Origin of the sequence: Polaromonas sp. (assembly GCF_030689685.1) — a bacterium.
Taxonomy (GTDB): Bacteria; Pseudomonadota; Gammaproteobacteria; order Burkholderiales; family Burkholderiaceae_C; genus Polaromonas.
The window spans coordinates 67,901-94,196 of the sequence record NZ_JAUYEY010000046.1; the positions used below are offsets into that span (position 1 = coordinate 67,901).

Genomic DNA, 26,296 nt, shown 5'->3' on the forward strand with positions numbered 1-26,296 from the left:
CTGATGAGGCCCCAGTTGTCTTCGATCGCGGCAAGTCTGGCGCTGTCGCTTGCAGGCGTTACAGCCGTGACGTTTCTTGCAGCTGGGGTCGCCATTTATTGGGGAGTGGCATACACCCTGGAGCAAACCGCTCGCGAAGAGATAGTCGGTAAATTACGCATCGTGCAGCATTTTGTTGACGAAGTCGCTCAGGACGGCAATCTTGAAGCCTTGCGTCATCACATCGACGATGTGATGACGGGGCACGGTGAATTGACGGTTTGGCTTCTGAATGACAGGGATGAGGTCGTTCACGGAGGTCTCGGATTGCCGGTAAGGCAACTGCGCGAAGGTGACTTTGAAGTGCGGACGGTTTCAGGCAAGAAAATGGCCTTCATGCGTACGCCCTTGCAGAATACGGGTTCCCTGCAACTTCGCACGGTTGTTATCGCACTGGACCTGGCCCCGCGCGCCAGACTGCTGCGTGCGCTGCTCTACCTGATGTTGACGGCCGGCTCACTCGCCATGCTGCTTATTTTTGCGCTGAGCTTGCAGGCGACCCGGCACGGGTTGCGGCCCATAGGCCGCCTGTCCCGGCAGGCTGCGATGATCGCACCGAGCTCACTCGCACTGCGCTTAGATCTCAGCGGAATCGCTCGCGAGCTGGAAGAATTGGCTCAAGCATTCAACGGCGTCCTCGACCGGCTGGAGTCGGCCTACCAGCAAATGAGATCATTTAACGCAGATGTGGCGCATGAGTTGCGCACGCCCTTGGCTACCCTGATCAGCGGAACCCAGTTGGCGCTGTCGGCAAATCGGCCGCAGACGCATCTGCGAGCAACTCTTGAATCCAATCTGGAGGAGCTGGAAGGCCTCAAATCGCTAGTAAACGACATGATGTTTCTGGCCCATGCAGATCATGGCGCTGTTGTTCAGGACCTGATCCATACCAACCTGAGGCCCGAGGTTCAGAAGGTGTGTGAGTTTTATGATGCGCTTCTTGAAGACTCTGGGCTTAAGGCTGTCATTGAAGGTCGAGCTACCGCACGCTGCTCACCCGCACTGATGCGCCGAGCGATTTCGAACCTGTTATCGAATGCGATTAAGTTCACTGCGCCGGGTGAATCCATTAAGCTGTCTTTGACTAACCAGGGGCACATCGCTGAGATAGCGGTTGCCAATCCGGGTCCACCCATTCCGGTCGAGACGCAGGAACGGATGTTTTCTCGTTTCTATCAAGCCGATCCGGCGCGCGTTCGGTCGGGCGACAGTCATGGCTTGGGTCTTGCCATAGTCAGCGCTATCGCCACGATGCACGGAGGTCGGGCGTTCTGTGAAAGCGCTGACGGCATGACACGTGTGGGCATTCGCATCCCGCAGTAGTCCGGAAGGTTTAGTAGGAAAACTCGCCGCGCGGAATCAGGCCTGCTCGATTGGCCGTTAATGCTTCATTGCGCACTTGGTCGCGCAACTTGCCCGGTCCTGTCGAGGGTGTCGGCATGGGTACCCCCAAACGTGCCCAAAAATCCCATCGAGGGGATTTCATGGCGGCTTCCAACTCTGCCCGAACTTCTGCGCGGGACTTCCCTGGCTTTGCATGATCGGGATGAGAGACGTAACCCATCTCCGTGTCCGCAGGGTGAATAATTCCTGCGGATGCGGCCAGTGGTGCGCCAGACAAGACCGCAAGGGCGGTGATAAGCGCAAGTTTTTGAGCAGACATGATGACTTCCTCTTCAGGCACAAGCACCGCGCTGGGGACCATCCTTTGCGTCAGTGTGCCGGGCTATTGACCAGCATGTAGTGGACTTTAGAAAAAGTACCCGCACAAAACTCTGATCGCCAGATTACATCTTGGTAACCTAAGCCTTTGCGACCAAAAAAAACCCCGCGAAAGCGGGGCTTTTAAAATTTTCCGAAGTCTGGCTTTTTTTGAAATCGCGTTCATGTAGCTGGAGCTACTGTCGCGAGATCGGCGCTGGTGCTATCAGAAGTTGTGCCGCATGCCGAACTCGTAGCCGGAAGAGGTGCCGCCGGCGGTGATGCCGGGAGTGCCGCCTGCGAGGGCAAAGGTTGCTCCGCCCTTGTTCGAGATACGTGAGGTGGTAGCGTACAACGCGGTGCGCTTGGACAGGTTGTGCACATAGCCCAAAGCCAGCATGTTTGCGTCGCTTGCGTTGTACGCAGCGGTGCCGCCAGTCGCGTCCGAGCGAAGGTAGGACGCACGGATCTGATGAGCGCCGAGCGGAACGGTCACACCAAGCAGGAAGCGATTTTCCTTCAGAGTCAGCAGTCTGTCGCTGTAGTAGTGGCCCATCAGCGTAGCAACTCCAAAGTTATACGAACCAGCAATACCAGAGGTCGTGAATTTGCCGCCAACAACATTGGTCGTGCCGTAAGAGCCTGACACGCTGACTGGCCCGGCCGCATAGCTCAGGCGTGTGCCTGAGTAGCGATTGACGTTGTTCACGCCGCTCTCGTCCGGGGCGACCATGATCTGGCCCTGGAAGCCGCTGAGGTTGGGGGTGAAATACGAAACAGCGTTGTCGGAGCGGAAGAAGGTCGTCTGGGCGGCATAACGTGCCACGTTGGCCGACCCGCCCAAGCCGATCACGCCGAACGGATCGTAGAGGTAGGTGTGCGCGCCCGAGGGAGTCAGGTCCCGGCCTAATCGAACCTCACCAAAGTTACCCATCAAGCTCACCGTTGAGCGGCGGGCGAAGAGCTTCCCGTTCGCATTTGTCGTGCCGGTGTCGATGTTGAGGTCCGACTCAAGCCAGAAACCGGCCTTCAGGCCACCCCCCAGGTCTTCGACGCCACGGAAGCCAAAGCGGCCGCTGGACAGGCCACTGTTGCTCAGCGTGGTGTTGCTGGCAACGCCGCTGTTGCTGACGTTGCGAATGTTGGTATCAACGACACCAAATAGCGTTACTGAAGATTGTGCGCTGGCCGTACCCGCCGCTAGGGCAAGCAATGCCGCCGCTGTTGCGATGTGCTTCATAGTGTTCCTGATCCTTTGATTGGTTGAAGTTAGTAGTGCCTCGATGTGAGCGCACCACGAAAGTCACTTTATGAAGAACAGTGCCGATCAACACTCTCGATTTCGCAAAGGGATGGGTAACGCATGCAGCCCCCCCAGTAAATTCATCTTCCTTGTTTCGCAACTGCAACAAGGGAGTGAAAGACGGTAGAGCGGCCGGCGACAACGGCTGAAACATTGCTGCTCTGCAATGTTTCGGCAATCTTTTTGTTGGTGTTGACTTTTTATCCTTCGTGCAACAAGTCCGGCGCCTGCTTGCAAGGAAAACAGGAGAAATAGCCCGCTACTCGTTTCATCTGCAATACAACAAGGAGACCGGCATGCGAAGGCAAGACATTCAATTGAGAGCTCTCGCCAGAAGCGGCGACATTGGTGCGCGACTGGAGGTCGGGCGTCGCTATTTGCTGGGCGTTGAAGGTTTTCCCAAGCACTCATCAACTGGCATTGACTATCTCACTCACCCCAGTGCTTGCGACTTGTCAGGAGCACGCATTCTTATTGCGGAATGTCTGCCTTTAGATGAATTGCTGCTTTTGGGTCAGCAAGAGTCTCTTCGTATGGCTGCACTTTCCGGCAGTGCGTTGGCACAACTGAAGTTCGGCACCTACCTGTTAACCCACACCGGGAGGGAAACAGAAGCTGCAGCGTATTACGCGCGCGCGGCGGCAGGCGAGGCGTGTGCAGCCAGCGCACTCGCCATCTGTGAGTCCGCCAGCGATAGTGAGCGTCTACCGAAAATCCTGCGCTTGCTGACGGACGACAAGAAGGAGAACGGCTGTGCCATTGCAGAGTTTGCAGCGCGGGAAGCACAGGCGCAGGGAGACCTGCCTCGCCTGCGGCTGTGTGTGCATGCTGTGATTCGGCTGATGTCAAAACCGACAAGTGCAATATCCAAACTTGTCGTTGCGATGGTTCGAATGGCAGAGCGCACTGATGAGTCGCTGAAAGGCATGCCAGTTGAATTCGTTCAGGCAAGCCTGGAAATGCAAAACGGACAGGGAAATCCGGATGCGACCTACGCGCTTGGGCGCGCGCTGTCCGGAATCGCCTGTGGGTCTCTTCAACCTTCGAGCCTCGCCGAGAGCCCGAACCTTCGCAAGGGAACTGCATTGCTGCTGCGGGCGGCAGACGCCGGCCAGAACGAGGCATGGCTGCATTTGTACAAGCTGAACTCAGACCACCGATGTTCTGTCGCCAACCCCCAAATGGCCAGATTCTTTCTTGAAAAGGCCGCAGAACGCGGGCAGGCTGAGGCGCAACGCAAACTTGGCGCCTTGATGCTGCGCGAAGCCGGATCGATCACGGAGTCCGAACAAGCAATTTGTTGGCTTTACCGCGCGGCACGCGAGGGTGACTTGCACGCAAAGCAGCTATTGAACTCCCTGGTGTTGCCTGTATCAGGCAGCGATCATGAGGCCAAGGTCGCTGTGGATGAACTCGATCATTCTGATCCATGGTTGGCCGCGCGGCTGCGTTTGGCCAGGCATTTCGGTCTAACCAAGCTCGAGGCCTTGGCAGTGGACCCCGCAGAGGGAAAAAGGACATGGGGCCTGGTTGTGGGCCCCAATCCCTTCATCGTGCAAATTCGCTTGGCGGCTCCACGTGCCATTCCGGCATTGAGCGACGCAGCCCTGGTCGACCTGGAACGTGCTGTCACGCTCTTTGGACAATCGCAGCGTAATGGAGGCGACGCAGAAGGTGACTTGCGACGCCGATCACTGAACCAGCGAAGAGCGTTTGAACGTCATAACTTGCATGAGTCCATGTTCTTCGCAACCGCCAAGTCGACCGTGCTCGATTCCTTTCGGTTGGGTCCAAAGTGGGCATTTCGCGCGAGGCACAGCCTTCATCTTGCACTCGCTGCATGAATTCCGCTCTGACGGTCAATAGGCTGTTTGGGCAGACGTCAGTCATCTATCCCGGTTTCTGCTCAGTGCTAGTGTTGATGCACGACCGGCTCATAGCACAAGTTACAAACCAAAGTATGGCAAAAAAATGAGAATTCTGACGGTTGAAGATGAACCCAAATTTGCGGACCATGTCATGCAAGCGCTGGTCGAAATTGGGTTTGTCGTTGACATCGCGCGCGACGGAATCGTGGGGAAAAGTATGGCACTGGAGGGTCGCTATGACCTCATGTTGCTGGATGTCATGCTTCCGGGGATTGATGGCTTCGGTGTTCTGCAAGCGGTGCGTGAAAAGAAAGATTTTCCGATTATTTTGTTAACTGCACGCGATACGGTGGAGGACCGGGTTAAAGGACTCCAGATGGGCGCAGACGACTACGTGGTCAAACCGTTCGCTCTGCCAGAATTATTGGCGCGCGTTCAGGCGTTGCTGCGAAGGGGGCACGTTCAAGACCTGACCGTCGTGCAGTTGGGTGACCTGCAGCTGGATCTGGTCAAGCATAGAGTCACCCGTTCAGGGAGACGACTGGACTTGTCCGCGCAAGACTTCAAGCTTCTTGCCCTTTTTCTTCATCGTCAGGAGCAAGTGCTCTCTCGTACCATTTTGGCGGAGCAAATATGGGATATTAATTTCGACTGTGACTCCAATGTAGTGGATGTCGCAGTTCGGCGGTTGCGGCAAAAGATTGACGACCCCTTTCCAGTAAAGCTGCTGCACACGGTTCGAGGTTCGGGGTATGTCATGGAGATGCGGGTGTAGCGATAATGGCTATTCGAAGCAATTGACATGAAGTTCGCATCGCCCTTGGCTGGCCAACTCGGCCCCTTCGGCTTGTAGAAATTACGCACCACCATCAGTCCGAAATAACTTGACCGCCACAGTCTAATGCCCAGGCTCCCTAGATGAAATCCTTTTGGCAAACAACGATGTAGTGTCGGCACAGCAGGGAGCGGAACGGATAAATGGCGCGTTGCTCCTTCCACGGGATTCTTGAACGACTTAAGTTCATGTAGAGAAACTGAAAGGGATAGACGAGAAGGGCAAATGGCAACATCAACCAGTCCTTGGGAAGCAGTGATACATACCGCACTTCTCGAATTCGAAAGCCTGCGTCTTGAAGAATCCTGAGCATGTTGTGAATTGGAATGACCTTCCAGCCCCCCTGCCCCAAAGTAACAAACAAGTGGTACTGCCTGACTTTTCCGAGACAGAAATATGAGATACGGTCGCGCATAGACACAATGTTGTCGTTGGTAACGACGAAATGTCCGCCATCCCGCAAGTGCTGGTGGCAACTCTCAAAAAATTGGAGGGTATTGTCAAATTCCATCACTCCGCTGACCGAAAAAATGTAGTCGAACTTATGTCCCGAAAAAACGGTAAAGGGGCGACTAGCGTCTACTGATGCGAAATTGCCAGAAGCCAAAGATTCTGGCTTCTTCAAGTCGCATCCCCGCAAGTCAGCGCCAGGAAAGAAACGGCGCAAGGACGAAATCAACTCGCCTTGTCCGCAAGGAATATCCAGCATGGCGCTGCTCGACAAGTCGTGGCCTGACTTGAGCAGGTACTCGATGACCGCTCTGTGCACCCCGCGACAGGTCATTCCTCGCGGAATTGAATCTAGGTTTTGGCTTGTTGGCATAGGATTAAGACGAAAGAGAGACGATGTTCATAGCTGTGATGGGCGCGAAGATGATAGATATGAAAAGTATTGTCAAGATTTCAAGGTGCTCCTGAAGGACTAATATCAGTTGCTCGAAACATCAGCGTAAACGTCGTTTCGCCACCTTCCGAACTGCGCGCTTTCACCTGCCCACTGTGGGCCGCCATGATGGAACGAACAATTGCCAAGCCTAGCCCAGAGCCGCCGTCCAAGCGGGCCCGCCCTGAATCAATTCGGTAAAATCGGTCGAAAATTCTCGTCAAATGTTCGGGTGCGATGGGTTCACCCTGGTTGGCTACTGCCAATGTGGCATAACCGTCATGCTCACCGATTTCCAGGCGAACGTTCGAGTTTTCAGCAGCGTGCCGCAACGCGTTAGACAAAAGGTTTGTGATGGCGCGTTGAACCAACAGACGATCTGCTTGAACTGTGGCCGCCCCATCTATAGATACGCGCAAATTGCGTTCTTCGGCGACCATCGACAAGTAATCGGCGACCCGAAGCGCTTCCTGACTCAGTTCCACCGGTTCGTGGCGCACAAGCCCCTGGCCGTGGTCGGCACTAGCGATGAAGAGCATGTCGGCTATGAGGCGGGTTAAGCGTTCAAGTTCTTCGACATTTCCCTCCAGAACTTCCCGAAATTCAGAAAGGCTGCGCGTGCGGGACAGCGCCACCTGCGTTCTTCCCATCAACGTTGCTACAGGGGTGCGCATTTCGTGGGCGAGTTCACCGGAAAAATCCTGGAGCCGCCGGTAACCTTCGTCGATGCGCTTCAACATGCTGTTGAATTCTTCCGCGAGTTCGAAGAGCTCGGTAGGCAAGCCGGAGGAAGATATTCGTTGACTGAGCGACTGCGTACCTACGGAGGCCGCCAAGCGCCGGAACCGCCTCAGCGGTGCCAGGCTCGTCCGTGCGATCAGCCAGGAACCTAGCGCGACGACGAGCAGCATCAGGGGCCAGCCAACCAAGCTCGTCTTGACGAAACCGGCTAACAGACGGTTGTCTTGCCGTCGGTCCAGTGACAGGTAATACCGGATCATGCGCCCGTCGGCGAGCGGCGCGCTTGCGCTGACGGTCCTCAATTGCGCACCGGTTGAGGCTGTCCACAGATGAACCGAATCAGCGTTGGCCGGCGCTGGGGCCAGCGCGGGCAGTGATTGCTCCGCGATCAGGGAAAAGCTCAAAATATTTTGCCCCGTGCTTGAATCTACCAATGCGAGGTGCAAATCATCATGGCCAATCAGCAAATCGCCGAAACGATGTTTGTTCGGACTGATAGCCTCCTGTGACGAGATCTCGGACAGGACATGCTCTAGCAAATCACGCTTGCCCAGCAACTCGACGCTCGAACGGGTATCAAGCTGATGCGCGAGCGCATAAAAGCCGATCACGATAGCGCCGCCTGTCATGAGAAATCCAAACAAATAGCTGGCCAAAGCAATCCGCGTCGCCAGAGATTTTCTCAACCAAAAACCGGAGTTTTGAGCTTGCGTCACGGTGTTGCTCGGCGTTCCAGAACGTAGCCCACGCCACGGACGGTGTGAATCAATTTTTCATCAAAAGGATCGTCGATCTTGGCGCGGAGGCGCCGGATTGCCACCTCGACGACGTTGGTGTCTGAGTCGAAATGGATGTCCCAGACCAAAGACGCAATTTGTGTTCTAGACAGTACCTCTCCCGTCCTCTGGGCTAGCAGAGTTAGCAGGGCAAACTCTTTGGCCGATAGGTCAATACGCTGGCCAGCCCGGGTTGCGCGGTGACGTATCGGGTCGATCTCTAGGTCGGCCGTGCGGAGCACCTGCTCCACTGCTGCGGGTTGGCCGCGTTTAAGCAGAGCCTTCACCCTGGCGAGCAACTCCGGAAACTGAAAGGGTTTAACCAGGTAATCGTCGGCACCGAGGTTGAAGCCGCGCACCTTGTCGTCGGTATTGCTGCGGGCGGTGAGCATGAGCACGGGGACCTGCCTGAAGGTACGCAAGGCCGAAAGAACGGCAAACCCATCAATGCCCGGCAGCATGACATCCAGGACCACCAGGTCATGGTCGCCGTTCGTGGCTGCATGCAGCCCGTCCGTGCCGTTGTGGGCCACTTCAACCGCGTAACCGTTTTCCGTCAGACCTTTGCGCAGGTAGTCGGCAGCCTTGGGCTCATCTTCAATCACCAGAATTTTCAAAATAAGCCTTGATCTTTCATAACGGATTCGTAATCTGCGGGTCAGGGTGGCGTCGCAGCTGGTTTTCTACATTAACAACTGTGATGCAGAGGTTGCATCGCAGTTGTTCCAGATGTTGGGACAGCACCTTGCAAAGCGTAATCAAAGGAGTTAATCATGATGTTCCGTAAAACTGTATTTGCACTTGCCCTGGCGGGTGCTGTTCTCCCCGCTGCTTTTGCCAGCTCTGGCAGCACTTGGGCCGGCGCGGATGACAGTATCCATATCGAGCCGCAGCAAAGCCAAAGCGACACAAGTCGCGGTGACGGGAAGAAAGGCGCCACGATGGCTCAAAGGAATGCAGGGGCAGCAACGACCAGTGCCGACGGTGCGACCAATACGTCGCCGCAGCACAGCTTTGGACTGCAGCGCGGCAGGCTGGTGCACACCGACGATTTGCCGCATAACAACGCCAAGCCTGACTTTGTCACGCCAGACCTCAGGCAAGACCTGTTTTCTGAACGCCACGGCGCCTAAACCCGCCATGCGGGTGGGCCGGGTGCTCAACATCCGGCCCTTGTGGTCCCTATTTTCAAGGAGTTTTTGATGAAATCCAAGATCAACTTTGTGCTGGCTGCTGCCATCTTCTGGACGAGTGGTACCGGGCTTGTCCTGGCGGCAATTGACACGCCCGCTGGCACTCCAAACAAAGCGGTAGCCACACCCGTTGCGGCCAGCGCTCAATGGACTGCCGGTGAAGTACGCAAGGTCGATACCGAGCAAGGCAGGCTGACCATCAAGCACGAAGCGCTGCTTAATCTGGACATGCCTGGCATGACCATGGTGTTCAGGGTGCTCGACGACAAGCTCCTCCAGAACCTGAAACAAGGCGACAAAATCATGTTTCGCGCCGAAAAGCTCGATGCAGGCTTTACGGTTGTCAAACTCGAACAAGCTAAATAAGTTGATCAATGACGGGAGCGCGGCTCCAGCTTCAGGCTCCCGCCGTTCTGGATGCTTCGTTTTCTCCTGGCGCATCAATCCGCCCTGCGCAGACGCAGCGCATTGGCAATCACCGATGCAGAGCTGAGGCTCATCGCTAGGAGCCTGGGCGGCAGAAGGAACGTCGGCTGCAAAGCGGCCGCGACGGTCCATTTTTCACCGGCTTTTTGCCCCATAGCTATGGCTATGAGGCTGCAAACCCGGCAAAAACTGTCCTCGCCGGGGCCACTTTTCGCTTCGACGCCTTCTGCCGCCCAGACTCCTAGCGCAGCGATCATCGGGGACAGCGGCCAACCGGTGAAGGGATAAAGAAGACCTGCTGCATGTGGCACGCCCAAGGAGTTGTAGATAAAGGCATACCCCAGGTTTTGCTTCATGTTCGCGAGGGTTGCCTGCGACAGTTTCCTGGCCGTGGCAATACCGCGCAGATCACCTTTGACAAGGGTCACTTGGGCACTGTTCATGGCCACATCGGTCCCTGTTCCCATTGCGACTGTTCCGCGTGCGCGCGGTGGCCATGCGCGTGATTGTTCAAGTCGTCCTTTTCCATGACGGATTTCTTTCGTGGGGTAGGACACGCGGACCGTCATTGACGTCCTCTGCGATACGTTGCAGGGGTCTAAATTCATGTCAAAAAGCTCGTTTGCCGGGGTCGATCACCGTCTCCCGTAGCCAGGAAGCCCAACTGATGCGGACATCTTCCACCGCGAGTTTTCCCTGCAAGATTTACTTTGCGGGTTGAATGTCCGTGACCACGAAGGTGCTGCCGGTTTTCTCAGCCTTGAAGCGCACCTTGTCGCCGGCTTTTGCTTTGTTCAGCAAGGCCGGGTCTTGGACCTGAAACACCATGGTCATGCCCGGCATGTCGAGGTTTTTGATTTCACCGTGTTTGATAGTGATTTTTTTATTGTCCATATCTACTTTGCGAATTTCGCCATCGGCCATGTCGGCGGGAGCCGCCATGGCGCTGTCCTTTTTGGTATCGCCCATGGTCGCAGGCGCCCCCGTGTGCGAGCTGGCGTACGCAGAGCCGGCCAGCATGGCAGCGAGGAGCAGCGCAGTGGGTACTTGTTTCATGATGGTTTCTTTCAGGACTGAGTGGACGTCGTGGACGTTTTTGAAGGATAGGATTGATAAATACGTGTGCTGCCGTCCTTCAGAACCAGCAACACGTCGTAGGGGTCTTTGCGCCCGCCGTAAATCGGCGCGTCCATGCCCGGCGAACCGACCGGCATGCCCGGCAAGGCCAGCCCCACAGCGCGGGGTTTTTCCTTGAGCAGGCGATGGATGTCGGAGGCCGGCACATGGCCTTCAATGACATAGCCGCTGATCGACGCGGTATGGCAGGAACCCAGCTTGTCCGGTATGCCGAGCCGCTTTCTGGCCGCCGCGTTGCCAATGTCATGGACTTTGACCTGAAAGCCACTGGCTTGCAGGTGGTCTACCCAGTCTTTGCAGCAGCCACAGTTCGGGTCTTTCCAGACCTCCACCTGCGGGCGTGGTTGTGCGATCACCACGGGCGCCAGCACGGCGCAGGTGAAGCCGGCCAGGGTCCTTAGAAGAAAACGTCTTTGCATGCAACTTTCCTTTAACGCGAAGCGACATTGATCTTGCCAATCATGCCGGCCTGGTAATGGCCAGCGATCAGGCAGGCAAAATCAAAATTGCCGGGTTTGTTGAAGGTCCAAATGATCTCTCCGGTCTTGCCCGGTGCAACGTGCGCCATGTAGGGCTCTTCGTGCTCCATGCCGGGAAACTTGACCATCAGCGCCGCATGCTCGTCATTTTCTTTTTTGGTGCCGATCACCATCTCGTGCATGACCTGGCCCGTGTTCTTGATGACGAACCGGATGGTCTCGCCCTGTTTGACATCAAGATTGCCAGGAGTGAAACGCATGTTGTCGCTCATGCCGACGGCGATGGTGCGCTTGACGGCTTTGGCATCGCCGGCAATACCCCACTCCTTTTGTTCTTTCTTGACGGGGCCGGTTTTTTTTGCATGTGCTTCTTCACCATGCGCAAAGGCGAGCGTACCGGTGCTGGCGATGAATGCAGCGACGAGGAGCGTTGTCAGTTTTTTCATGGATATTTCCTTGTAGTGGGTAAATGCTCAGTGCTTGTGGGACGAAGGCGCGCCCGGTGCGACGCCAGCCGCCCCTGCGGTGTAGCCGCGCAGCTCGGCATAGCGACTGATCTGCTGCGGCGTCAGCAACGCGGTTTGCTGCAGGTGGGTCTGCAGATGACTGGTGCGCAGCGTGGCCTGCAACTGGGCGATGCGGTCGGTGTGGTTCTTCAGGCCGGATGGGGTGATTTGGCGGCTCGAGAAAGCCTGATCAAGCAAGCGCTCAGCCTCCACCAGTTCAGCACCGATACGTCGAGCGTCTGTCTTGTGGCGGTCCATCAGCTCCTGCGTGGCTTGCTGCTGCGCATCGCTGAGCGCCAGAGCTTGCGCCAGCTCCAGCGTGTGCGTGGGGCCGGGGTAGCCATTGAGCTCGGCAGCCTCCCCCAGCGCCATGCCTTTGCCGGCCAGCAAATCTTCAGTCTGCGTCGCCGACAGTGATTTGATGTCGCGCGGTTGCTGCCCGGCATAGGGGCTGGCTGGGAACGCGGGGGGGTGCCCGGCGCCATGCCCCGTTGAGGAATGTTGGGAAAAAGTGGCTGTAGCCCATGTCAATAGGGTGTAAGTAGCTATTAATTTGATAGCATGTTGAGATTTCATGAAAATCTTTCTTGGGTTCGTGATCAATGCTTCATGCCGCCCATGCCACCCATCACCGGCTTGCGGACCTGGACTTCGACTTCCTTCATCGGCATGTTATGGGCTTTCATGGTCTGGCCGCCCTGAGCGGCAAAACGTGCTGGATTCGGTAGCGCTCCCGTCCATTCGTAGGCAACTTCACCGGGCGGGTGTTTGTACCAGCCGGGGTCCTTGTAGTCGCCGGTCTTCTGATTCTTGCGCACCTTGACCACCGAGAACATGCCGCCCATCTCGACCGAGCCGAACGGGCCATCGCCGGTCATCATCTTGGCGGTGTTGTCGGGCAGGGGCATGTCCATCTCGGCCATGTCGGCCATGCCGCGTTCGCCCATCACCATATAGTCGGGGATCACCTTGGTGATGTCACTGACGATCTTGCGGTGGTCCACGCCTATCATGGTCGGCACGTCGTGGCCCATGGCGTTCATGGTGTGGTGGCTTTTGTGGCAGTGAAAAGCCCAGTCGCCCTCCTCGTCGGCCAGAAACTCGATCTGCCGCATCTGCCCCACCGCCACGTCGGGGGTCACCTCGTACCAGCGCGTTGATTTCGGCGTGGGACCGCCGTCGGTGCCGGTGACCAGAAACTCATGCCCATGCAGATGAATCGGGTGGTTCGTCATGGTCAGGTTGCCCATGCGTATGCGCACCTTGTCGTTCTTTCGCACCACCAGCGGGTCAATGCCAGGGAAGACCCGACTGTTCCAACTCCAGAGGTTGAAGTTGAGCATGGTCATGATCTTCGGCGTGTAGGCGCCGGGATCAATGTCATAGGCGTTGAGCAAAAAGACAAAGTCCCGGTCCACCTCGTCGATCAGCGGGTGTTTTGCCTTGGGGTGCGTGATCCAGAAACCCATCATGCCCATGGCCATCTGCACCATCTCGTCGGCGTGCGGGTGATACATGAAAGTGCCGGGACGTTTTGCCACAAACTCATAGACAAAGGTTTTACCGACCGGAATGGCCGGCTGATTCAGCCCACCCACGCCGTCCATGCCGTTGGGCAGACGCTGGCCGTGCCAATGAATCGTGGTGTGCTCGGGCAGTTTGTTGGTGACAAAAATCCGCACCCGGTCGCCTTCAACCACCTCGATGGTCGGACCGGGCGACTGGCCGTTGTAGCCCCACAGATGCGCCTTGAAGCCGGACGCCATCTCGCGCACCACCGGCTCGGCCACCAGGTGAAATTCCTTGACGCCCTGGTTCATGCGCCAGGGCAGCGTCCCGCCGGTCAGCGTGACGACCGGGTTGTAAGGGCGGCCTGTACTGGGCACCAGCGGCGCCATGGTGTCGGGTTTGGTCTGGATCATGGGCTCGGGCAAGGCGGCCATCGCCACCCTGCTGACCGCCGCAGCCGCAACGGCCGTCGTGATGGCTCCCGCGCCTGCGAGAAAATTTCTTCTGTTATTCATGTGTGTGATCCGTTTGATTCTTGTTTCAGTGACCGGCTTCGGCGGCGGCACCGCCGCCAGCTATTGGCATGGCGCCCATGGGTGTCGGCTTGCCCGTCATCGAGGCGCTCAGCGCCGCGTCAGCCAGCCAGAACTGCTGGTAGGCGCTGATGGCCGCCTGCACGCTGGAGATCTGGTCGCGCGTATCCGCCAGCAGTTCAAACACACCGATCAGCATGCCGTTGTAGCGCAGCACGTTTTCTTCTGCCATGGTCTTGCGCAGTGGCACGATTTCATCGCGGTAATGCCGTGCCATGTCGTAGGCCGTGCGGTAGGCCGAATAACTTTCGCGCAATTGCGACGTGGCGCCGCGCACCGCGCCTTCATATCGACTGGCGGCCGCCAGCGACTGCGCGTTCATGGCGTCGCGCTGGGCCGAGCCCCAGTCGAATATTGGCAGACGGATGCCCAGCTCGAAGCCTCGTCTGGGCGTGCTGGTGCCGCGACTGTTGTCGAACACCGTGTCGCGGCGTATGCCCAGCTCCACATCGACCAGGCTGTTGAGCAGGTTCAGGCCCTGTGACTTGCCGGCCACATCCAGCTGGTTGCGCGCCATTTGCACGTCCAGGCGTTGTTGCAGGGCGGCGGCATTGATCACGCCTGTTGGTTTGGCCTCTTTCGGCAAGTCGGGCAGTCGCTCGGGCAGCTTCAGTTGCGCCGATTGCCCGTCAGTCAGTCCCAGCAAGCGAATCAATTCCTCTCGCGCGGCGGTGGCGGCGTGCTGGCTGGAGGCCAGCTTGGCCGCGCTGTTGGCATAAAAGGACTGTTGCTGTGCGCGCTGCAACTTGGTGAAATTGCCAACTTGCTGCATGCGTTTGGCCAGCTCGGCGCTGGCTTGAGCGGTGGCGTTGATCTGTTCGGCATATTGCAGCGTCTGTTGGGCGGCCACGGCGCGCACCCAGGCCTGGCGCACCTGAGTCACCTGCTCGACGACATTGGCGCTGAGCTGCGTCTTGGCAAGGGCGGTCTGGCTGCGCGAGATATCGAGACGTCTGGGCAGCGTCATCAAGTCCAGCAGACCGAAAGACAACAGACGGCCCAGCTCCAGCTCATCGGCAAACCGTATGCGCTCAAAGCTGAACACCGGGTTGGCGATGCGGCCGGTCTGGTTGGCTGCGGCCAGATTGGCCCAGCTTTGCGCCAGCAAGGTCTGCAGCGCCGGGCTGTTGGCCAACGCCAGCTGTACCGCTTCGTCCTGGCTCAGAGGCTTGGTCAGCAGTTCGCTGCTCAGTTTGCTGCGGGCCTGCTGCTGCTGGTCGCTGCGGTTGAGCTCCAGCTTGCCCTGAGTGAAGGCGCTCTGCGTGGTGTTGGTGTCCTGGAGCGCCTGATCAAAGTTGACCGAGGCACAGCCGGCCAGCAGCAAGGTGGCGAGGGCAACGCTGCCCAGTCGAAAGAGCCTTTTCATGGCTTGACCTGGGGTGGTTTGGCGTGTCCGGCCTGCGGATCGGACTTGCTGGCAGCGCTGGGGGGGGAGGGAAGCTGGGTTTGTTGCGCCTCTTTGGCATAAGCGCGCCAGCCGCCAATGCGGCCCACTGTGTCGTTGGCCTCTTTCCAGGAAGCGGTTTTTTCCTCGGTGTAAGGCCGGTAGCTTTCCAGCGCAGAGCGAAATTCGGCGGCCGCTGGTGCGACGACTGCGGGCGTCTGCCCGATCGCCGCGCCGGCCAGCGTCAACGACAGCCCAGCGGCCACGCCGGTTAGCGCGGCGCGCGGTTTTGAAATCAAACGTAAGTTCACAAAATTCTCCTGAAATACAAGCGGGGCGATGACGGGTATCGCGACAATCGGGGCGTCAATGGCGACGCAGGGCGTTTAAACCCGTGCCGGAGGCAAGTACAGGCCCAGTTGGGGCCTGAAAGTCAGGAGATGGGTGGTTTTTGGCCTTGTGCCGAGTCGGCACTGGCGAAGCGAGCCACCGGCGAATGCGGTGGCGGGAGCGGCATTAGAACCGGGGCAGCGGCGTCTGCTGCGGGTGACAGCGCCACGGTGTGGCAGGCCTGGCAGGCAGGGCAGACCTCACAGTGGGCGCCGCTTACTGGGGCGGGACTGTCGCTCCTCTCATGGCCTGCACAATCCGGGGCATCAGCATCAGCAACAGCAACAGCCGCTGGCGCTGCAGATTTATGGCCAAAATGACCGTCAGCCCATACCGGTTGGGCGTAGTCAGCTATGATTTTAGTAGCAGACAGCAGTGCGGGGCGACTCGACGCCATCTCGGTCGCCATCACGTCGCCGACCCACCCGCGTATCGGCAGCAGGGCGATCACGAGGGCGAGGACAAGATGGCGCATCAGACAATGATAAACGGCGGTGCCGAATAGTTCCAACAGTTTTACAGTTTCAAGCCACGGCACTTACTTTATTTGAAACCGTGCCGTGGCCGCTGGCTTGCCCGCCAGCGTCACGACCGCGATGCCTTTGGTGCCTTTGGCGACCTTGAACACGCCTTTGGCTTCGAGCCGGTCGCCGGTGGGCAACAACTCGGCCTCGGTTTTTTCCGTGCCGTTGAGCAATGTCACCCTGGCTTTCGCGCCGTCAAGCTTCATGGGCTTGCCGTGGTCGCTGATGTAAATCTGCAGCGTGTCGGGCTTGGCGACGATTTCCAGGTCCCCGGCTTGGGATTCCACGACCACGCCGCCGAATTTGGGGTCATGGCCATGGCCACCAGCGGCCATGACAGAGGCGCCGGATACAGCGAGCGCGGCAGCAAGGAGGAGCTTGTTGAATTTCATGGGGACAACCTTCAGTAAAGTTAAAGAGCGGGAAAAATTAAAACGATTCAGTTCCAGAATCGGCCACCAGCGCCTCAATCGGCTTGCGGCCAAACAGCGCCACCATGGCGGGTGTCAAAAACGAGTCGAGCAAGGTCGAGGTAATCAGGCCCGAAAAAATCACCACCGCGACGGGGTGCAGGATCTCGGTGCCTGGCATGTCGGCCTCGAACAGCAGTGGCGCCAGCGCCAGCGCTGCCACCAGCGCGGTCATCAGCACCGGGGTGAGCCGCTCCTGTGAGCCGCGCAGCAACATGGCATTACCGAAGTTTTCGCCTTCAAACGCGCACAGGTTGATGTAGTGCGACACTTTCAGAATTCCATTGCGGATCGCAATGCCGGCCAGCGTGATAAAACCCACCAGCGCCGCCACCGACAGCGGCTGGCCGGACAACCACAAGCCCACCACCGCGCCGACCAAAGCCAGCGGAATGTTGGCCATGATGATGGCGGCCAGCACACCGGAGCGGTAGCGCGAGTAAAGAATTAAAAAGATCATCGCCACCGAGGCCAGCGACAGCAGGCCAATCAGGCGGGAGGCGTCTTCCTGCGCCTGGAACTGCCCGCCTATTGTGATGAAGTAGCCCTCGGGCAAGGCCGTGCCAGCAATTGCCGCCCGCATGTCGGCCACCACTTCGCTGAGCGCCCGGCCCTGGGTATTGGCTGACAACACAAGGCGCCTGCGCCCGTCGTCGCGGCTGACCTGGTTCGGGCCATCGCCTTCTTCCACGCTGGCCAGTTGGCTCAGCGGCACGCGCCCACCGGGTGTGTCTATCATCAGGTTGCGCAGGCCCTCCATACCGCGCGAGGTCTCGGGCAGGCGCAGCACCAGGTTGAAGCGGCGGCTGCCTTCCACGACCTGCGTCACCTTCTCACCGTCAATCAGCACCTGCAGCTCCTGCAGCAGCTTGGCGGGCGGCAGGCCCAGGCCGAGAGCGCGGTCATAGTCCACCTGAATTCTGATTTGTGGTGTCAGCACCTGTTTCTCGACCTCCAGATCGACCACGCCATTGATGCGGGCAAGCTTTTGCCGCAGCGCTTCCGCCTGCGTGCGCAGGGTGTCCAGGTCGTCGCCAAAAATCTTGATGGCGATCTGCGAACGCACGCCCGACAACATGTGGTCGATACGGTGGCTGATGGGCTGGCCGATGCCGATGGCCGCGGGCAGGGTGGCGACGCGGCTGCGGATGTCGGCGCAGATCGCTTCCATGCTGCGCTCGCTGCGTTTGAGTTTCAGGTCCAGCTCCGACACATGCACGCCCTCGGCATGTTCATCGAGCTCGGCCCGGCCCGAGCGGCGGCCCACATGCTCGACCTCGGGTACACCGGCCAGTGCCTTTTCAGCAATCGTGCCAATGCGGACCGATTCGGTCAGCGTGGTGCCGGGGTTCAGGCGCAGGCCGACCAGCGCCACACCTTCGTTGAACGGGGGCAAAAAGGTGGTGGGGAAAAACGGCACGGCCGCCATGGCCAGCACGGCCGCCGCAGCGCCGGCCAGTACCCAGGCGCGCGGCGCCTGCAGCACCCGGTTGAGGGCGTTAGCGTAGCGAGTCTTGACCCATGTCTGCACCGTGGTATCGCCGTGCTCCAGGCCCTTGATTTTCGGTAACAGGTAATACGACATCACCGGCGTCAGCGTGACCGACACCACCATGGACGCCAGCAGCGACACGATGTAGGCAATTGCCAGCGGCTGCATCAACCGGCCTTCAAGGCCAGGCAGGAAAAACAGCGGCAGCAACACCAGCACGATGATGATGGTGGCGATCAAAATGCCGGAGCGCACTTCCAGCGTCGCTTTGGCAATCAGCTCCAGTGGCCCCAGCCGCTGCCCTGGGTGGGCGGCGCGGTCCATCTTCAGGCGGCGCAAGACGTTCTCGACGCCGACCACCGCATCGTCCACCAGCCCGCCAATCGCAATCGTGAGACCGCCCAGGGTCATGGTGTTGATCGACAGGTCGAAGTAACGGAACACCAGCACCGTGATCATCACCGACACCGGAATCGCGGTCAGCGAGATCAGCGTGGTGCGGATGTTGAGCAAGAAGAAGTACAGCACCACCGCCACCACAGCCGACGCTGCGAGCAGTTTGCCGCGCAAGGTGTCCACCGAGGTCTCGATGAAGGTCGCCTGGCGCATGGTGACCTTGGGCTCGCCCATGCCCGGCGGCATGCCTTTTTTCAGCTCTTCGATGGCGGCCTCGACCTTTTCTGTCAGTGCCACGGTGTCGGCATCTGGTTGCTTCTGGATGCCCAGAATCACCGCCGGCTGGCCGTTCAGGCCGGCGTCACCGCGCTTGATGGCCGGCGCAAATGTGACCTTGGCCACCTGGTTGAGCTGGATCGGCTTGCCGTTTTGGAACGCCACCGGCAGGCGCTCCAGATCCTGCAGCCGCGTGGTGCGGCCGATGTTGCGGATCAGGTACTCGCGCGAATTGAGTTCAAGAAAACCACCGCTGGAGTTGCCGGAAAAACCCTTGAGCGCCGCTTCAATGCTTTCCAGGTCAATCTTCAGCGCCGCCATCAGCGCAGTGTCCGGCTGCACCTGGTACTGGCGCACCTCGCCGCCAATCGGCACCACCTGGGCCACGCCGGGAATAGTGAGCAGGCGCAGGCGCATCACGAAGTCGGCGTATTCGCGCACCGCCATCGGGCTGATCTTGCTGGCGTCAATCGGCAAGGCCAGCAGCATGATCTCGCCCATGACCGAGCTGATGGGCCCCATGCCGACATGTTCCACGCCTTGCGGCAATTGCTCGCGCGCCAGTTGCAGGCGCTCGCCCACCATCTGGCGGGCGCGGTAGATGTCGGTTTTCCAGTCAAAGGTGACGTAGACGAAAGACAGGCCGACGCTGGAAATCGAGCGGATGCTTTCCACCCCCGGGATGCCGCCCATGGCAATTTCCAGCGGCACCGTGATCAATTGCTCGACTTCTTCGGGCGCCATGCCACCGGCCTCGGCCTGCAGCGTGACGGTAGGTTTGTTCAGGTCAGGAAACACGTCCACTGGCATTTTCACCAGCGTCAGTGCACCTACCAGCAGCAGCACCACCGACAGCACCACCACCATCAGGCGATTGGCGAGCGAGGTGTGTATGAGTTTTTCAAACATGGTGTGTGGCCCTGTTCTCAGCGAACCTGGTTGAGCAGAGGCGCGCCTTGCGTCACCACCCGGTCACCGGCTTTCAAGCCATCGACAATCGCGACGGTGCTGCCGTCCAGCGGCAGCAGGCGCACGGTGCGCGGCTGGAAGACCTCCGCGCCCGTGTGTACCCACACCATGTCCTGGTTGCTGGGGTTTTTGACCACAGCGCCGTTGGGCACGGCAAAACCCTTGACCTGGCTTTTTGTCTGCACCGTCACCTTGACCGGCTGGTTGATGGCCAGGGGCAGGGCGTCTTTGCCAGGCAGCGTGCGAAAGATCAGCGGAATCGCACCTTCACGCAGCGAGCGGCCGGCGCCGATGAACTGCAAGGGCACGCTGCTGCCCGGTGCCGAACTGGCGCTGGCCGAGGCAATGTTGGCCAGAAGACTGGCATCAAACGCGCTGGCTTCCACGCTCATGCGGGCCGGATCAACAATTTCAAACAGCACCTCACGTGCATCGACCACTTGACCGGCGACCACATTGGCCGCAGCGATAACACCCGATACCGGGGCCACCAGCGCCTCGGTCGCGGCCACGCTGCCGCTCACGGCGGCGGCGCGTTGCTGCAGGCTGACCACGTCGGACTGCGCCGCTTCAATGTCTTTTTGCGGCACGGTGCCTTCAAGTTGCTGCAGCCGGGCGACGCGCCTGCGGGCCAGCTCCAGGCTGGCCTTGAGCTCGGCGCTTTGCGCCTGCTGATTGGCCCGCTCAATCGCACCGACGGATGCGCGCAGCACCGCCAGCACTTCGCCCTTGCGCACCGATTGGCCGAGTTGCGGCAGTCCGCGCGGCCCGGCTTCAATCCGTCCGGCTTGCGTGGGTTGCACTTTCCCGCCAGCATTGCTGTCGAGCACCACCCGGCCGGTCAACTCGACGGTGGTGGGCAAGGAAGCTTCGGCAACGCTGAGGGTCCGTACCCCAAGCTGTCGCTGACTCGCCTTGGGCAAAAACACGCCGCCGTCGGCGAGCCGCTTGGGCGCGTTGCTGCCCGCAGCGGGCGCGCCTTCTTTACCACGGTCGTCGCCCGGGCCAGCCTGCGCTTCAAAAGTAGCTGTCGCACCCAGGGCCATGACACACGCGGCCATCAGGCCGGCCAGTCCCTGGCGCCGCCGCTTGCGCCACACCGCAGCGGCCAGCAGCAACAGCAGCGCGCCGACGCCCGCATAAGCTGCCCAACGCAGCCAGGGCTGGCTGGCGTCCAGGTGGTCGTCGTCGCTGTGCATGTCGCCAATGGTCAGGTCACCGGCCAGCAGGTCGCTGTCTTTGCCGCTTGCCACCACAAAACTCACCGACAAGGTGCCGGGTTTGTCCAGCACTTCATTTTTGAAGCTGTAGGTTCCGTCGGGCTGGGGCAGGGCGGTGCCCTTGGCGCTACCGGCCTCGACCTCGATTTTGGCGTCGGTCACCGGCTCGTTGCTGGCGTAACGGTCCAGGTAGATTTTCATCTCACCCTTGTCCACCACACCAACCAGTTCAAACAGGTCCGAATGGCTGCTGACGCGTGGTGAGGCGCTGCCGCTGGCGGCAGCCGGCCCGTCGCCATGGTCATGGCCCCCGCCTGCCCAGGCGCTGCCCAGCAGGCCAAGCGCTATGAAAAACATAGCTGCCCACGCATATCGGATAAGGGCTAGAGGCATTATTTGCATATAAAAGAAGTTCATGGGAGCAATCCAAGGGCTTGGTTCAATTGGGAGATGGCGCGCTGCAGGCCCACACGGGCGCGTGCCAGGGAAAGATCGGCTTCAAACTTTTCGCTGTCGGCGCGCAGGCGCGTCGGCAGGTCGGCTTCGCCCAGGCGGTAGGCCTTGGCCACCAGGGCTTGCACCTCGGTGCTCAGGCGCGCGCGTTCGGCCATGCTGGCCTGCGTGCGGCGCGCCGCATCGAGTTCGGCAAGCGCCGACGCCAGTTCGTCGCGTGTCTGGCGCTGGACAGCATCCAGCTCGGCCTGCGCGGCATCAAGTTCTGCGCGTGCGGCCGCGATGCGTGGGGCATTGCGGTTGTCGGTGCCGAACGGGATTTTTATCGCCAGGCGCAAGTTGCTTTCACCGGCCGCACTAAAAGTCGCGCGTTCACGCGTAACGCCCACACCAATGGCCATGGGATCACCTCGGTCGGTTTGGCTCAGTTCCAGTGTGGCCTGTGCGGCCTGAACGCGCGTTTGGGCCGCCTGCAGGGCCGGATGCTCCGGCTGGACGCTTGTATGGACGGGCGGCAGCACTTCTTCCAGCGCAGGCGCGTTGGCCAGCCCGGTCAGGGTCAACCACTGGTTCAGCTGGCGGGTCAAGGCCACGGCTGTCTGCTCACGTCCGGTGGCGGCCTGCTGGACCAGCGACTGCGCCTGCAAGCCGTCCACACGCGCGCTGTCGCCGGCTTTGACGCGGCGCTCCACATCCTGCGCCAGCGCCAGCGCTTCGCTGTGTTTGCGCGCAGCCAGCTCGCGCTCGGTACGCGCCACGGCCAGGCTGGCGGCCAGTTCGCGCACCTCGGCGGCGACCCTCAGGCGCGCTATCAGCAGTTGAGGCTCGAAAGCCAGGCGCTGCGCCGCGAGCTCGCGCTGGGTCGCACCGCGCACGCCGGGGCTCCAGATCGGCAACTCCAGCTCGGCTTCGTATTCACGAAAACCCCCGTTGTTGTTGAAACGGTCGCTGCGCTGCGCCAGCAGTGCGCTGGGTGAGCCATTGATCCAGGACGATGCCGCGCGTTCCCGTGCCTGCAATTGCGCGCGGCGGTTGTCGGCGCTGCGTGCCGCCGGGCTCAGGGCCCAGGCCGCGTCGAGTGCCTCGCGCAAGTTCGTGCCGCCCGTTGGTGGTGGGGCTTCGGCTAGGGATGGAGAGGAGGAGGGCGGTGGCGCCGTCTGCGCGCTGGCAAGCGTGAGGGCCGCCGGCAGCAAAAACGATGCGCAGGCAAGCCGCGACAACCGAAAAGAGGAAAGGTCAAGCAAGAGCGTTCTCCGAAGCAAATCAAAACTTCGGCGAACCTTTGCACTCAGGCCACTGGAAAAAGAAAGACTTTTGAAGCGCCCGTCAGGTCAAAGGTTCACCACCGATGAGGTGGTGTGGACCCATTTGGGGCGCTCGATGCTGTTGGGCTGATCGCGGCCGGCCCAGGCTTGTGTGCTGGGCAGCGGGGCGCCAGCGAGCGCGTCGCTCAGACGAAAAGGTACGCTCGACAGCATACCGGTTGCATTGCTATGGCCGCACTGGCTCAGGCTGCAGGTCTCGGCATGGCCGGGCTCATGCGCCGTGCCGGAGGGCTCTGTGCCCTCTTCACCGCCCAGCTCTGCCTCGAAGGCGTGGGCAGCGATGTGGCCCAGTTCCTGCGCGGCAGCGGTCGCTGCGTGGGCATGGGCGCCGCCTGACAGCAGCGCTAGCCAGACAATCATGAAGTGACAAATAAAGCGTTTCACGGGCGATATGCTAACAGCCGGGAAAGTCCCCGCGCCGCGCAGGGAATGCATCAGGCCTGGCGAACCGCAGCTCATGCGTGTGCGTTCCAGCGTAACTCCTGCCGGGCCTGCCTGAATACCGACACTGCGCCGGCGATCGCCAGGCCGGCCATGGCTGCGGCCACGGCCAGGTCTGGCCAGGCGCTGCCAGTGCCGAACACCCCGAGCGCGGCCAGCATCACTGCGAGGTTGCCAACGGCGTCGTTGCGCGAGCACAGCCAGACGCTGCGCATGTTGGCGTCGCCTTCGCGGTAGGCATACAGCAAAGCCGCCACGCCAGCATTGGCCAGCAGTGCGAGCAGGCCGATTGCGCCCATGGTCAGGGCCTCGGGTGTGCCGCCGTGCATGGCCACCCACAGCGCGCGGCCCAGCACAAACACGCCGAAACCGAGCATGCTGGCGGCCTTGAGCAAGGCCGCGCGGGCGCGCCAGACCAGGCCCATAGACAACACCGCCAGCGTCACGGCGTAGTTGACGGCATCACCGAAAAAGTCGATGGCGTCGGCCAGTAACGAGACCGAGCCGGACTGCACGCCGGCGCCAATCTCGATGCCGAACATGGCGAAGTTGACGATCAGCGCGATCCAAAGGATGCGTCGGTAACGCGGGCTGTTGGCCTGGGCGGCGCTGGCTTGGGGGTCGTGGTCGCAGCAGTGGGCGGACATTGAATTTCTCCAGAAATAATCAGCTTGATGGCATGATTGGAAACTCTCAAGTCACTTCAAGGTCAAGCGAAGCTTGCGGCATGCCTGTCTGCGGCGCGGGGCCTGAGCCCTCGAATTTTCTGTAACTTATTGAGCGTTTCAAAATTTGTGACAGTCGAAACGCTCAATCCCTCACCCCGACCCTCCCGAAGGGCGAGGGTGAGAGCAATCCAAATCACTGTCGTGTATTTGAATAAATTAATGAATTAAAAAATGTTTCACCGTACTTCATCAGTTATCACATCGTCTGCATCCTTTTCTGCAACTCTCAGGCGGCCCGCAGTTTTGTATGGTGTCGCGCTCGCCATTTTTTTTGCAGACCATGCGGTGAAATTCTGGGTGCATGAGTACACCCCTTATGCGTGGAGCCAGCCGGTCACAGGATTTTTTAATCTGGTGCATGTGTGGAATCAGGGTGCGGCGTTCAGCTTCTTGGCCGATGCAGGTGGATGGCAAAGATACTTCTTTCTTGTTGTTGCCCTGGTGGTTTCAGCCTGGCTTGTGTGGGTTTTGCGCAAACCGCTTCCTGCGGTGGAGGGCCTGGCCTACAGCCTCGTTCTCGGCGGCGCCTTGGGCAATGGGTTGGACCGGGCGATGCGTGGCTATGTTGTGGACTTTCTGGATTTTCATTGGCAGGGCTGGCACTGGCCCGCATTCAATATCGCGGACATTGGCATTGTGTGTGGCGCGCTCTTGTTGGTGGTGTCGGCCTTTAGAGGGTCCGGCTCGAAGGCTTCCTGATACGTAGCAGCCTGAGCCCGTTGCCTACCACCAGCAGGCTGGCCCCCATGTCCGCGAACACCGCCATCCACATGCTGGCGCTACCGAAAACGGCGAGCACCAGGAACACGCTCTTGATGCCCAGGGCCGACGCGATGTTCTGCTAAAGCAAGGCGATCTCAGGGGGACCTATTGATGATTGGCTCACGGTCCTCAGGCCCGTCCCGTCTTGCCGGGCGCGGATCTACAAAGTTACAGCCATCGGCACGGTGTTCGCAAGCCACCCGCTCGCACTGAATGGTGGTGTGAAATACCTGGAATCGATCTGCAACAAGAATCTTTAGTTTTTCAATGACGTCGGCAGGTGCTGCGTCGGCTGCATGGACCACATGGGCGGTCAGGCTGTTTTTGCCACTGGTTAGCACCCACACATGGAGGTCGTGAACACCGGTGACCCCGGCAACGGCACGCATCGCGCGTTCCACCTCATCCAGTGCAAGTCCTTCGGGCGTCCCTTCCAGAAGAACATTCAGGCTTTCTTTGAGCAGGACCCAGGTGCGCGGCAGCACCCACAGACCAATACCGGCAGCCACCAGGGTGTCAACCCAGACCCAGCCGGTAAATCGAATAAGGACAGCAGCAACAATCACGCCCAAAGAGCCGAGCATGTCGCTCCATACCTCCAGATAGGCCCCTTTGATATTCAAGCTGCTGTCTTTGCCGCTGCTGAGCAGACGCATGCTGATGAGGTTAATGATGAGGCCTATGGTTGCAACCACCAGCATGCCTGTGGTCTGCACGTCGCCCGGCGTGCGAAAGCGCTGGTAGGCCTCATACAAAATGTAAATCGCAACGCCGAAGAGCAGTAACGCGTTAAAGGCTGCGGCCAAAATCTCGAAGCGGTGATATCCATAGGTTCATCGCGCATCGGCAGGGCGTCTGGCAATACGCACGGCCGCCAGGGCAATGGCCAGCGCTGCGGCATCGGTAAACATGTGGGCGGCGTCAGCCAGCAGCGCCAGACTGTTGAGCACTATGCCAGCCACCGCCTCTGCCACCAGAAAGGTTGAAGTCAAAATCAGCGCTATCCACAGCGTGGTTTCTTTTTTGTTCTCTGGTACGGCGTGGGAATGCCCAGTACTCATTTTTGCGCTCCTGTTATAGCCACCATCTCTTTTTCATCCTGATCGAACTGGTCAATCAAGTCTGCGGTTTGCCGCAATTCGGGCAAAATTTTGCTCCCGCGACCAAAGGGGTGTTGCAGTTGCTGCAAATGCCCGGTATCACAGACTTGCCGCATTGAGCGCAAAAGCGCGCGCCCGGGATATTGGCCGCAGAACACGAAGGACATGTTGGCCCGCCGCCGGACGGCGCGGTATACGGCGGAGCTGGTGGGGGTGGGTAGCCATAGCCATCGCCACGGCCACTTCCGTGCCCGCTTCCATGACCGCTGCGGCTACTGCCGTGGTGACCGCCACCCATGCTTTGAAGCAATTTATCCAAGAAACCCATGACTTTCTCCTATGGTTAGAAAATGAAAAAGCCGCTGTAAGTGCATGCG

At 59.5% G+C, this 26,296-nt stretch carries 25 protein-coding genes and 2 pseudogenes; 6 read left to right on the top strand and 21 right to left on the bottom strand.

Annotation, left to right across the window (positions count from 1 at the left end; translation table 11 throughout):
* Positions 1 to 3: 3 nt before the first annotated feature.
* Positions 4 to 1,362 (top strand): heavy metal sensor histidine kinase, encoded by a 1,359-nt coding sequence (locus Q8O29_RS11555; RefSeq protein WP_305562901.1) that lies wholly within the window; start codon positions 4 to 6, stop codon positions 1,360 to 1,362.
* A 10-nt stretch (positions 1,363 to 1,372) separates the two neighbouring features.
* Here the strand turns inward: Q8O29_RS11555 and Q8O29_RS11560 are convergent, their stop codons facing one another.
* Positions 1,373 to 1,702: a DUF4148 domain-containing protein gene (locus Q8O29_RS11560; RefSeq protein WP_305562903.1), complete on the bottom strand. Its 330-nt coding sequence runs from the start codon at positions 1,700 to 1,702 to the stop codon at positions 1,373 to 1,375.
* 264 nt (positions 1,703 to 1,966) lie between these two features.
* Positions 1,967 to 2,980: a porin gene (locus Q8O29_RS11565; protein WP_305562905.1), complete on the bottom strand. Its 1,014-nt coding sequence runs from the start codon at positions 2,978 to 2,980 to the stop codon at positions 1,967 to 1,969.
* Between the two features lie 359 nt (positions 2,981 to 3,339).
* Here Q8O29_RS11565 and Q8O29_RS11570 point away from each other — a divergent pair, with 359 nt between their 5' ends.
* On the top strand, positions 3,340 to 4,887 hold the full coding sequence (locus Q8O29_RS11570) for a tetratricopeptide repeat protein (RefSeq protein ID WP_305562907.1): 1,548 nt from the start codon (positions 3,340 to 3,342) through the stop codon (positions 4,885 to 4,887).
* Positions 4,888 to 5,014: 127 nt separating this feature from the next.
* The gene (locus tag Q8O29_RS11575; RefSeq protein ID WP_305562909.1) at positions 5,015 to 5,686 is read left to right on the top strand and encodes a heavy metal response regulator transcription factor; all 672 of its coding nucleotides are present in this window, start codon (positions 5,015 to 5,017) and stop codon (positions 5,684 to 5,686) included.
* Positions 5,687 to 5,825: 139 nt separating this feature from the next.
* Here the strand turns inward: Q8O29_RS11575 and Q8O29_RS11580 are convergent, their stop codons facing one another.
* The 3 genes from Q8O29_RS11580 to Q8O29_RS11590 form a co-directional block, all read right to left on the bottom strand.
* The gene (locus Q8O29_RS11580) at positions 5,826 to 6,569 is read right to left on the bottom strand and encodes a class I SAM-dependent methyltransferase (protein ID WP_305562911.1); all 744 of its coding nucleotides are present in this window, start codon (positions 6,567 to 6,569) and stop codon (positions 5,826 to 5,828) included.
* An 80-nt stretch (positions 6,570 to 6,649) separates the two neighbouring features.
* Positions 6,650 to 8,086 (bottom strand): heavy metal sensor histidine kinase, encoded by a 1,437-nt coding sequence (locus Q8O29_RS11585; RefSeq protein WP_305562913.1) that lies wholly within the window; start codon positions 8,084 to 8,086, stop codon positions 6,650 to 6,652.
* Entirely contained in the window at positions 8,083 to 8,763 is a 681-nt protein-coding gene (locus Q8O29_RS11590; protein ID WP_305562915.1) for a heavy metal response regulator transcription factor, read from the bottom strand. The genes Q8O29_RS11585 and Q8O29_RS11590 overlap by 4 nt, the downstream gene beginning before the upstream one ends.
* A gap of 156 nt (positions 8,764 to 8,919) precedes the next feature.
* Between Q8O29_RS11590 and Q8O29_RS11595 the strand changes: the two genes are divergently transcribed.
* Together Q8O29_RS11595 and Q8O29_RS11600 are read left to right on the top strand one after the other, a co-directional pair.
* The gene (locus Q8O29_RS11595; RefSeq protein WP_305562917.1) at positions 8,920 to 9,279 is read left to right on the top strand and encodes a hypothetical protein; all 360 of its coding nucleotides are present in this window, start codon (positions 8,920 to 8,922) and stop codon (positions 9,277 to 9,279) included.
* Between the two features lie 69 nt (positions 9,280 to 9,348).
* Positions 9,349 to 9,705 (top strand): copper-binding protein, encoded by a 357-nt coding sequence (locus Q8O29_RS11600; RefSeq protein ID WP_305562919.1) that lies wholly within the window; start codon positions 9,349 to 9,351, stop codon positions 9,703 to 9,705.
* A 305-nt stretch (positions 9,706 to 10,010) separates the two neighbouring features.
* On the opposite strand, the pseudogene Q8O29_RS11605 reads toward Q8O29_RS11600, so the two are convergent.
* From Q8O29_RS11605 to Q8O29_RS11670, 14 genes and pseudogenes are all read right to left on the bottom strand, one after another.
* A pseudogene (locus tag Q8O29_RS11605) lies at positions 10,011 to 10,238 on the bottom strand (copper-transporting ATPase); the annotation flags it as partial.
* Positions 10,239 to 10,470: 232 nt separating this feature from the next.
* Positions 10,471 to 10,821, bottom strand: coding sequence for a copper-binding protein (locus tag Q8O29_RS11610; protein WP_305562921.1), 351 nt, complete (start codon positions 10,819 to 10,821; stop codon positions 10,471 to 10,473).
* Between the two features lie 11 nt (positions 10,822 to 10,832).
* Complete coding sequence (locus Q8O29_RS11615; RefSeq protein ID WP_305562923.1) at positions 10,833 to 11,321, bottom strand: DUF411 domain-containing protein; 489 nt, start codon at positions 11,319 to 11,321, stop codon at positions 10,833 to 10,835.
* Positions 11,322 to 11,332: 11 nt separating this feature from the next.
* Complete coding sequence (locus Q8O29_RS11620) at positions 11,333 to 11,827, bottom strand: cupredoxin family protein (protein WP_305562925.1); 495 nt, start codon at positions 11,825 to 11,827, stop codon at positions 11,333 to 11,335.
* A gap of 27 nt (positions 11,828 to 11,854) precedes the next feature.
* A complete protein-coding gene (locus tag Q8O29_RS11625; RefSeq protein WP_305562927.1) occupies positions 11,855 to 12,463 on the bottom strand; it encodes a Spy/CpxP family protein refolding chaperone in 609 nt (202 codons plus the stop codon).
* A 23-nt stretch (positions 12,464 to 12,486) separates the two neighbouring features.
* Positions 12,487 to 13,911, bottom strand: a complete 1,425-nt coding sequence (locus tag Q8O29_RS11630; RefSeq protein ID WP_305562929.1) for a multicopper oxidase family protein — start codon at positions 13,909 to 13,911, stop codon at positions 12,487 to 12,489.
* 25 nt (positions 13,912 to 13,936) lie between these two features.
* Positions 13,937 to 15,355, bottom strand: a complete 1,419-nt coding sequence (locus tag Q8O29_RS11635; RefSeq protein WP_305562931.1) for a TolC family protein — start codon at positions 15,353 to 15,355, stop codon at positions 13,937 to 13,939.
* Entirely contained in the window at positions 15,352 to 15,684 is a 333-nt protein-coding gene (locus tag Q8O29_RS11640; RefSeq protein WP_305562933.1) for a hypothetical protein, read from the bottom strand. Before Q8O29_RS11640 ends, Q8O29_RS11635 begins: the two co-directional genes overlap by 4 nt.
* A gap of 617 nt (positions 15,685 to 16,301) precedes the next feature.
* Positions 16,302 to 16,679, bottom strand: coding sequence for a hypothetical protein (locus Q8O29_RS11645; protein WP_305562935.1), 378 nt, complete (start codon positions 16,677 to 16,679; stop codon positions 16,302 to 16,304).
* 37 nt (positions 16,680 to 16,716) lie between these two features.
* Positions 16,717 to 19,830, bottom strand: a complete 3,114-nt coding sequence (locus Q8O29_RS11650) for an efflux RND transporter permease subunit (protein ID WP_305562937.1) — start codon at positions 19,828 to 19,830, stop codon at positions 16,717 to 16,719.
* Between the two features lie 17 nt (positions 19,831 to 19,847).
* A complete protein-coding gene (locus Q8O29_RS11655; protein ID WP_371134221.1) occupies positions 19,848 to 21,467 on the bottom strand; it encodes an efflux RND transporter periplasmic adaptor subunit in 1,620 nt (539 codons plus the stop codon).
* Between the two features lie 56 nt (positions 21,468 to 21,523).
* Positions 21,524 to 22,807, bottom strand: coding sequence for a TolC family protein (locus Q8O29_RS11660; RefSeq protein ID WP_305562939.1), 1,284 nt, complete (start codon positions 22,805 to 22,807; stop codon positions 21,524 to 21,526).
* Between the two features lie 87 nt (positions 22,808 to 22,894).
* Positions 22,895 to 23,272 (bottom strand): hypothetical protein, encoded by a 378-nt coding sequence (locus Q8O29_RS11665; RefSeq protein WP_305562941.1) that lies wholly within the window; start codon positions 23,270 to 23,272, stop codon positions 22,895 to 22,897.
* 71 nt (positions 23,273 to 23,343) lie between these two features.
* Entirely contained in the window at positions 23,344 to 23,976 is a 633-nt protein-coding gene (locus Q8O29_RS11670; RefSeq protein ID WP_305562942.1) for a cation transporter, read from the bottom strand.
* Positions 23,977 to 24,228: 252 nt separating this feature from the next.
* On the opposite strand from Q8O29_RS11670, the gene lspA reads away from it, so the two are divergent.
* Complete coding sequence (gene lspA, locus Q8O29_RS11675) at positions 24,229 to 24,756, top strand: signal peptidase II (RefSeq protein WP_305562944.1); 528 nt, start codon at positions 24,229 to 24,231, stop codon at positions 24,754 to 24,756.
* A 158-nt stretch (positions 24,757 to 24,914) separates the two neighbouring features.
* Here lspA and Q8O29_RS11680 read toward each other — a convergent pair.
* Positions 24,915 to 25,880 (bottom strand): annotated as a pseudogene (locus Q8O29_RS11680) (cation diffusion facilitator family transporter).
* Between the two features lie 55 nt (positions 25,881 to 25,935).
* The gene (locus tag Q8O29_RS11690) at positions 25,936 to 26,247 is read right to left on the bottom strand and encodes a zinc ribbon domain-containing protein (RefSeq protein WP_371134222.1); all 312 of its coding nucleotides are present in this window, start codon (positions 26,245 to 26,247) and stop codon (positions 25,936 to 25,938) included.
* Between the last annotated feature and the right edge of the window lie 49 nt (positions 26,248 to 26,296).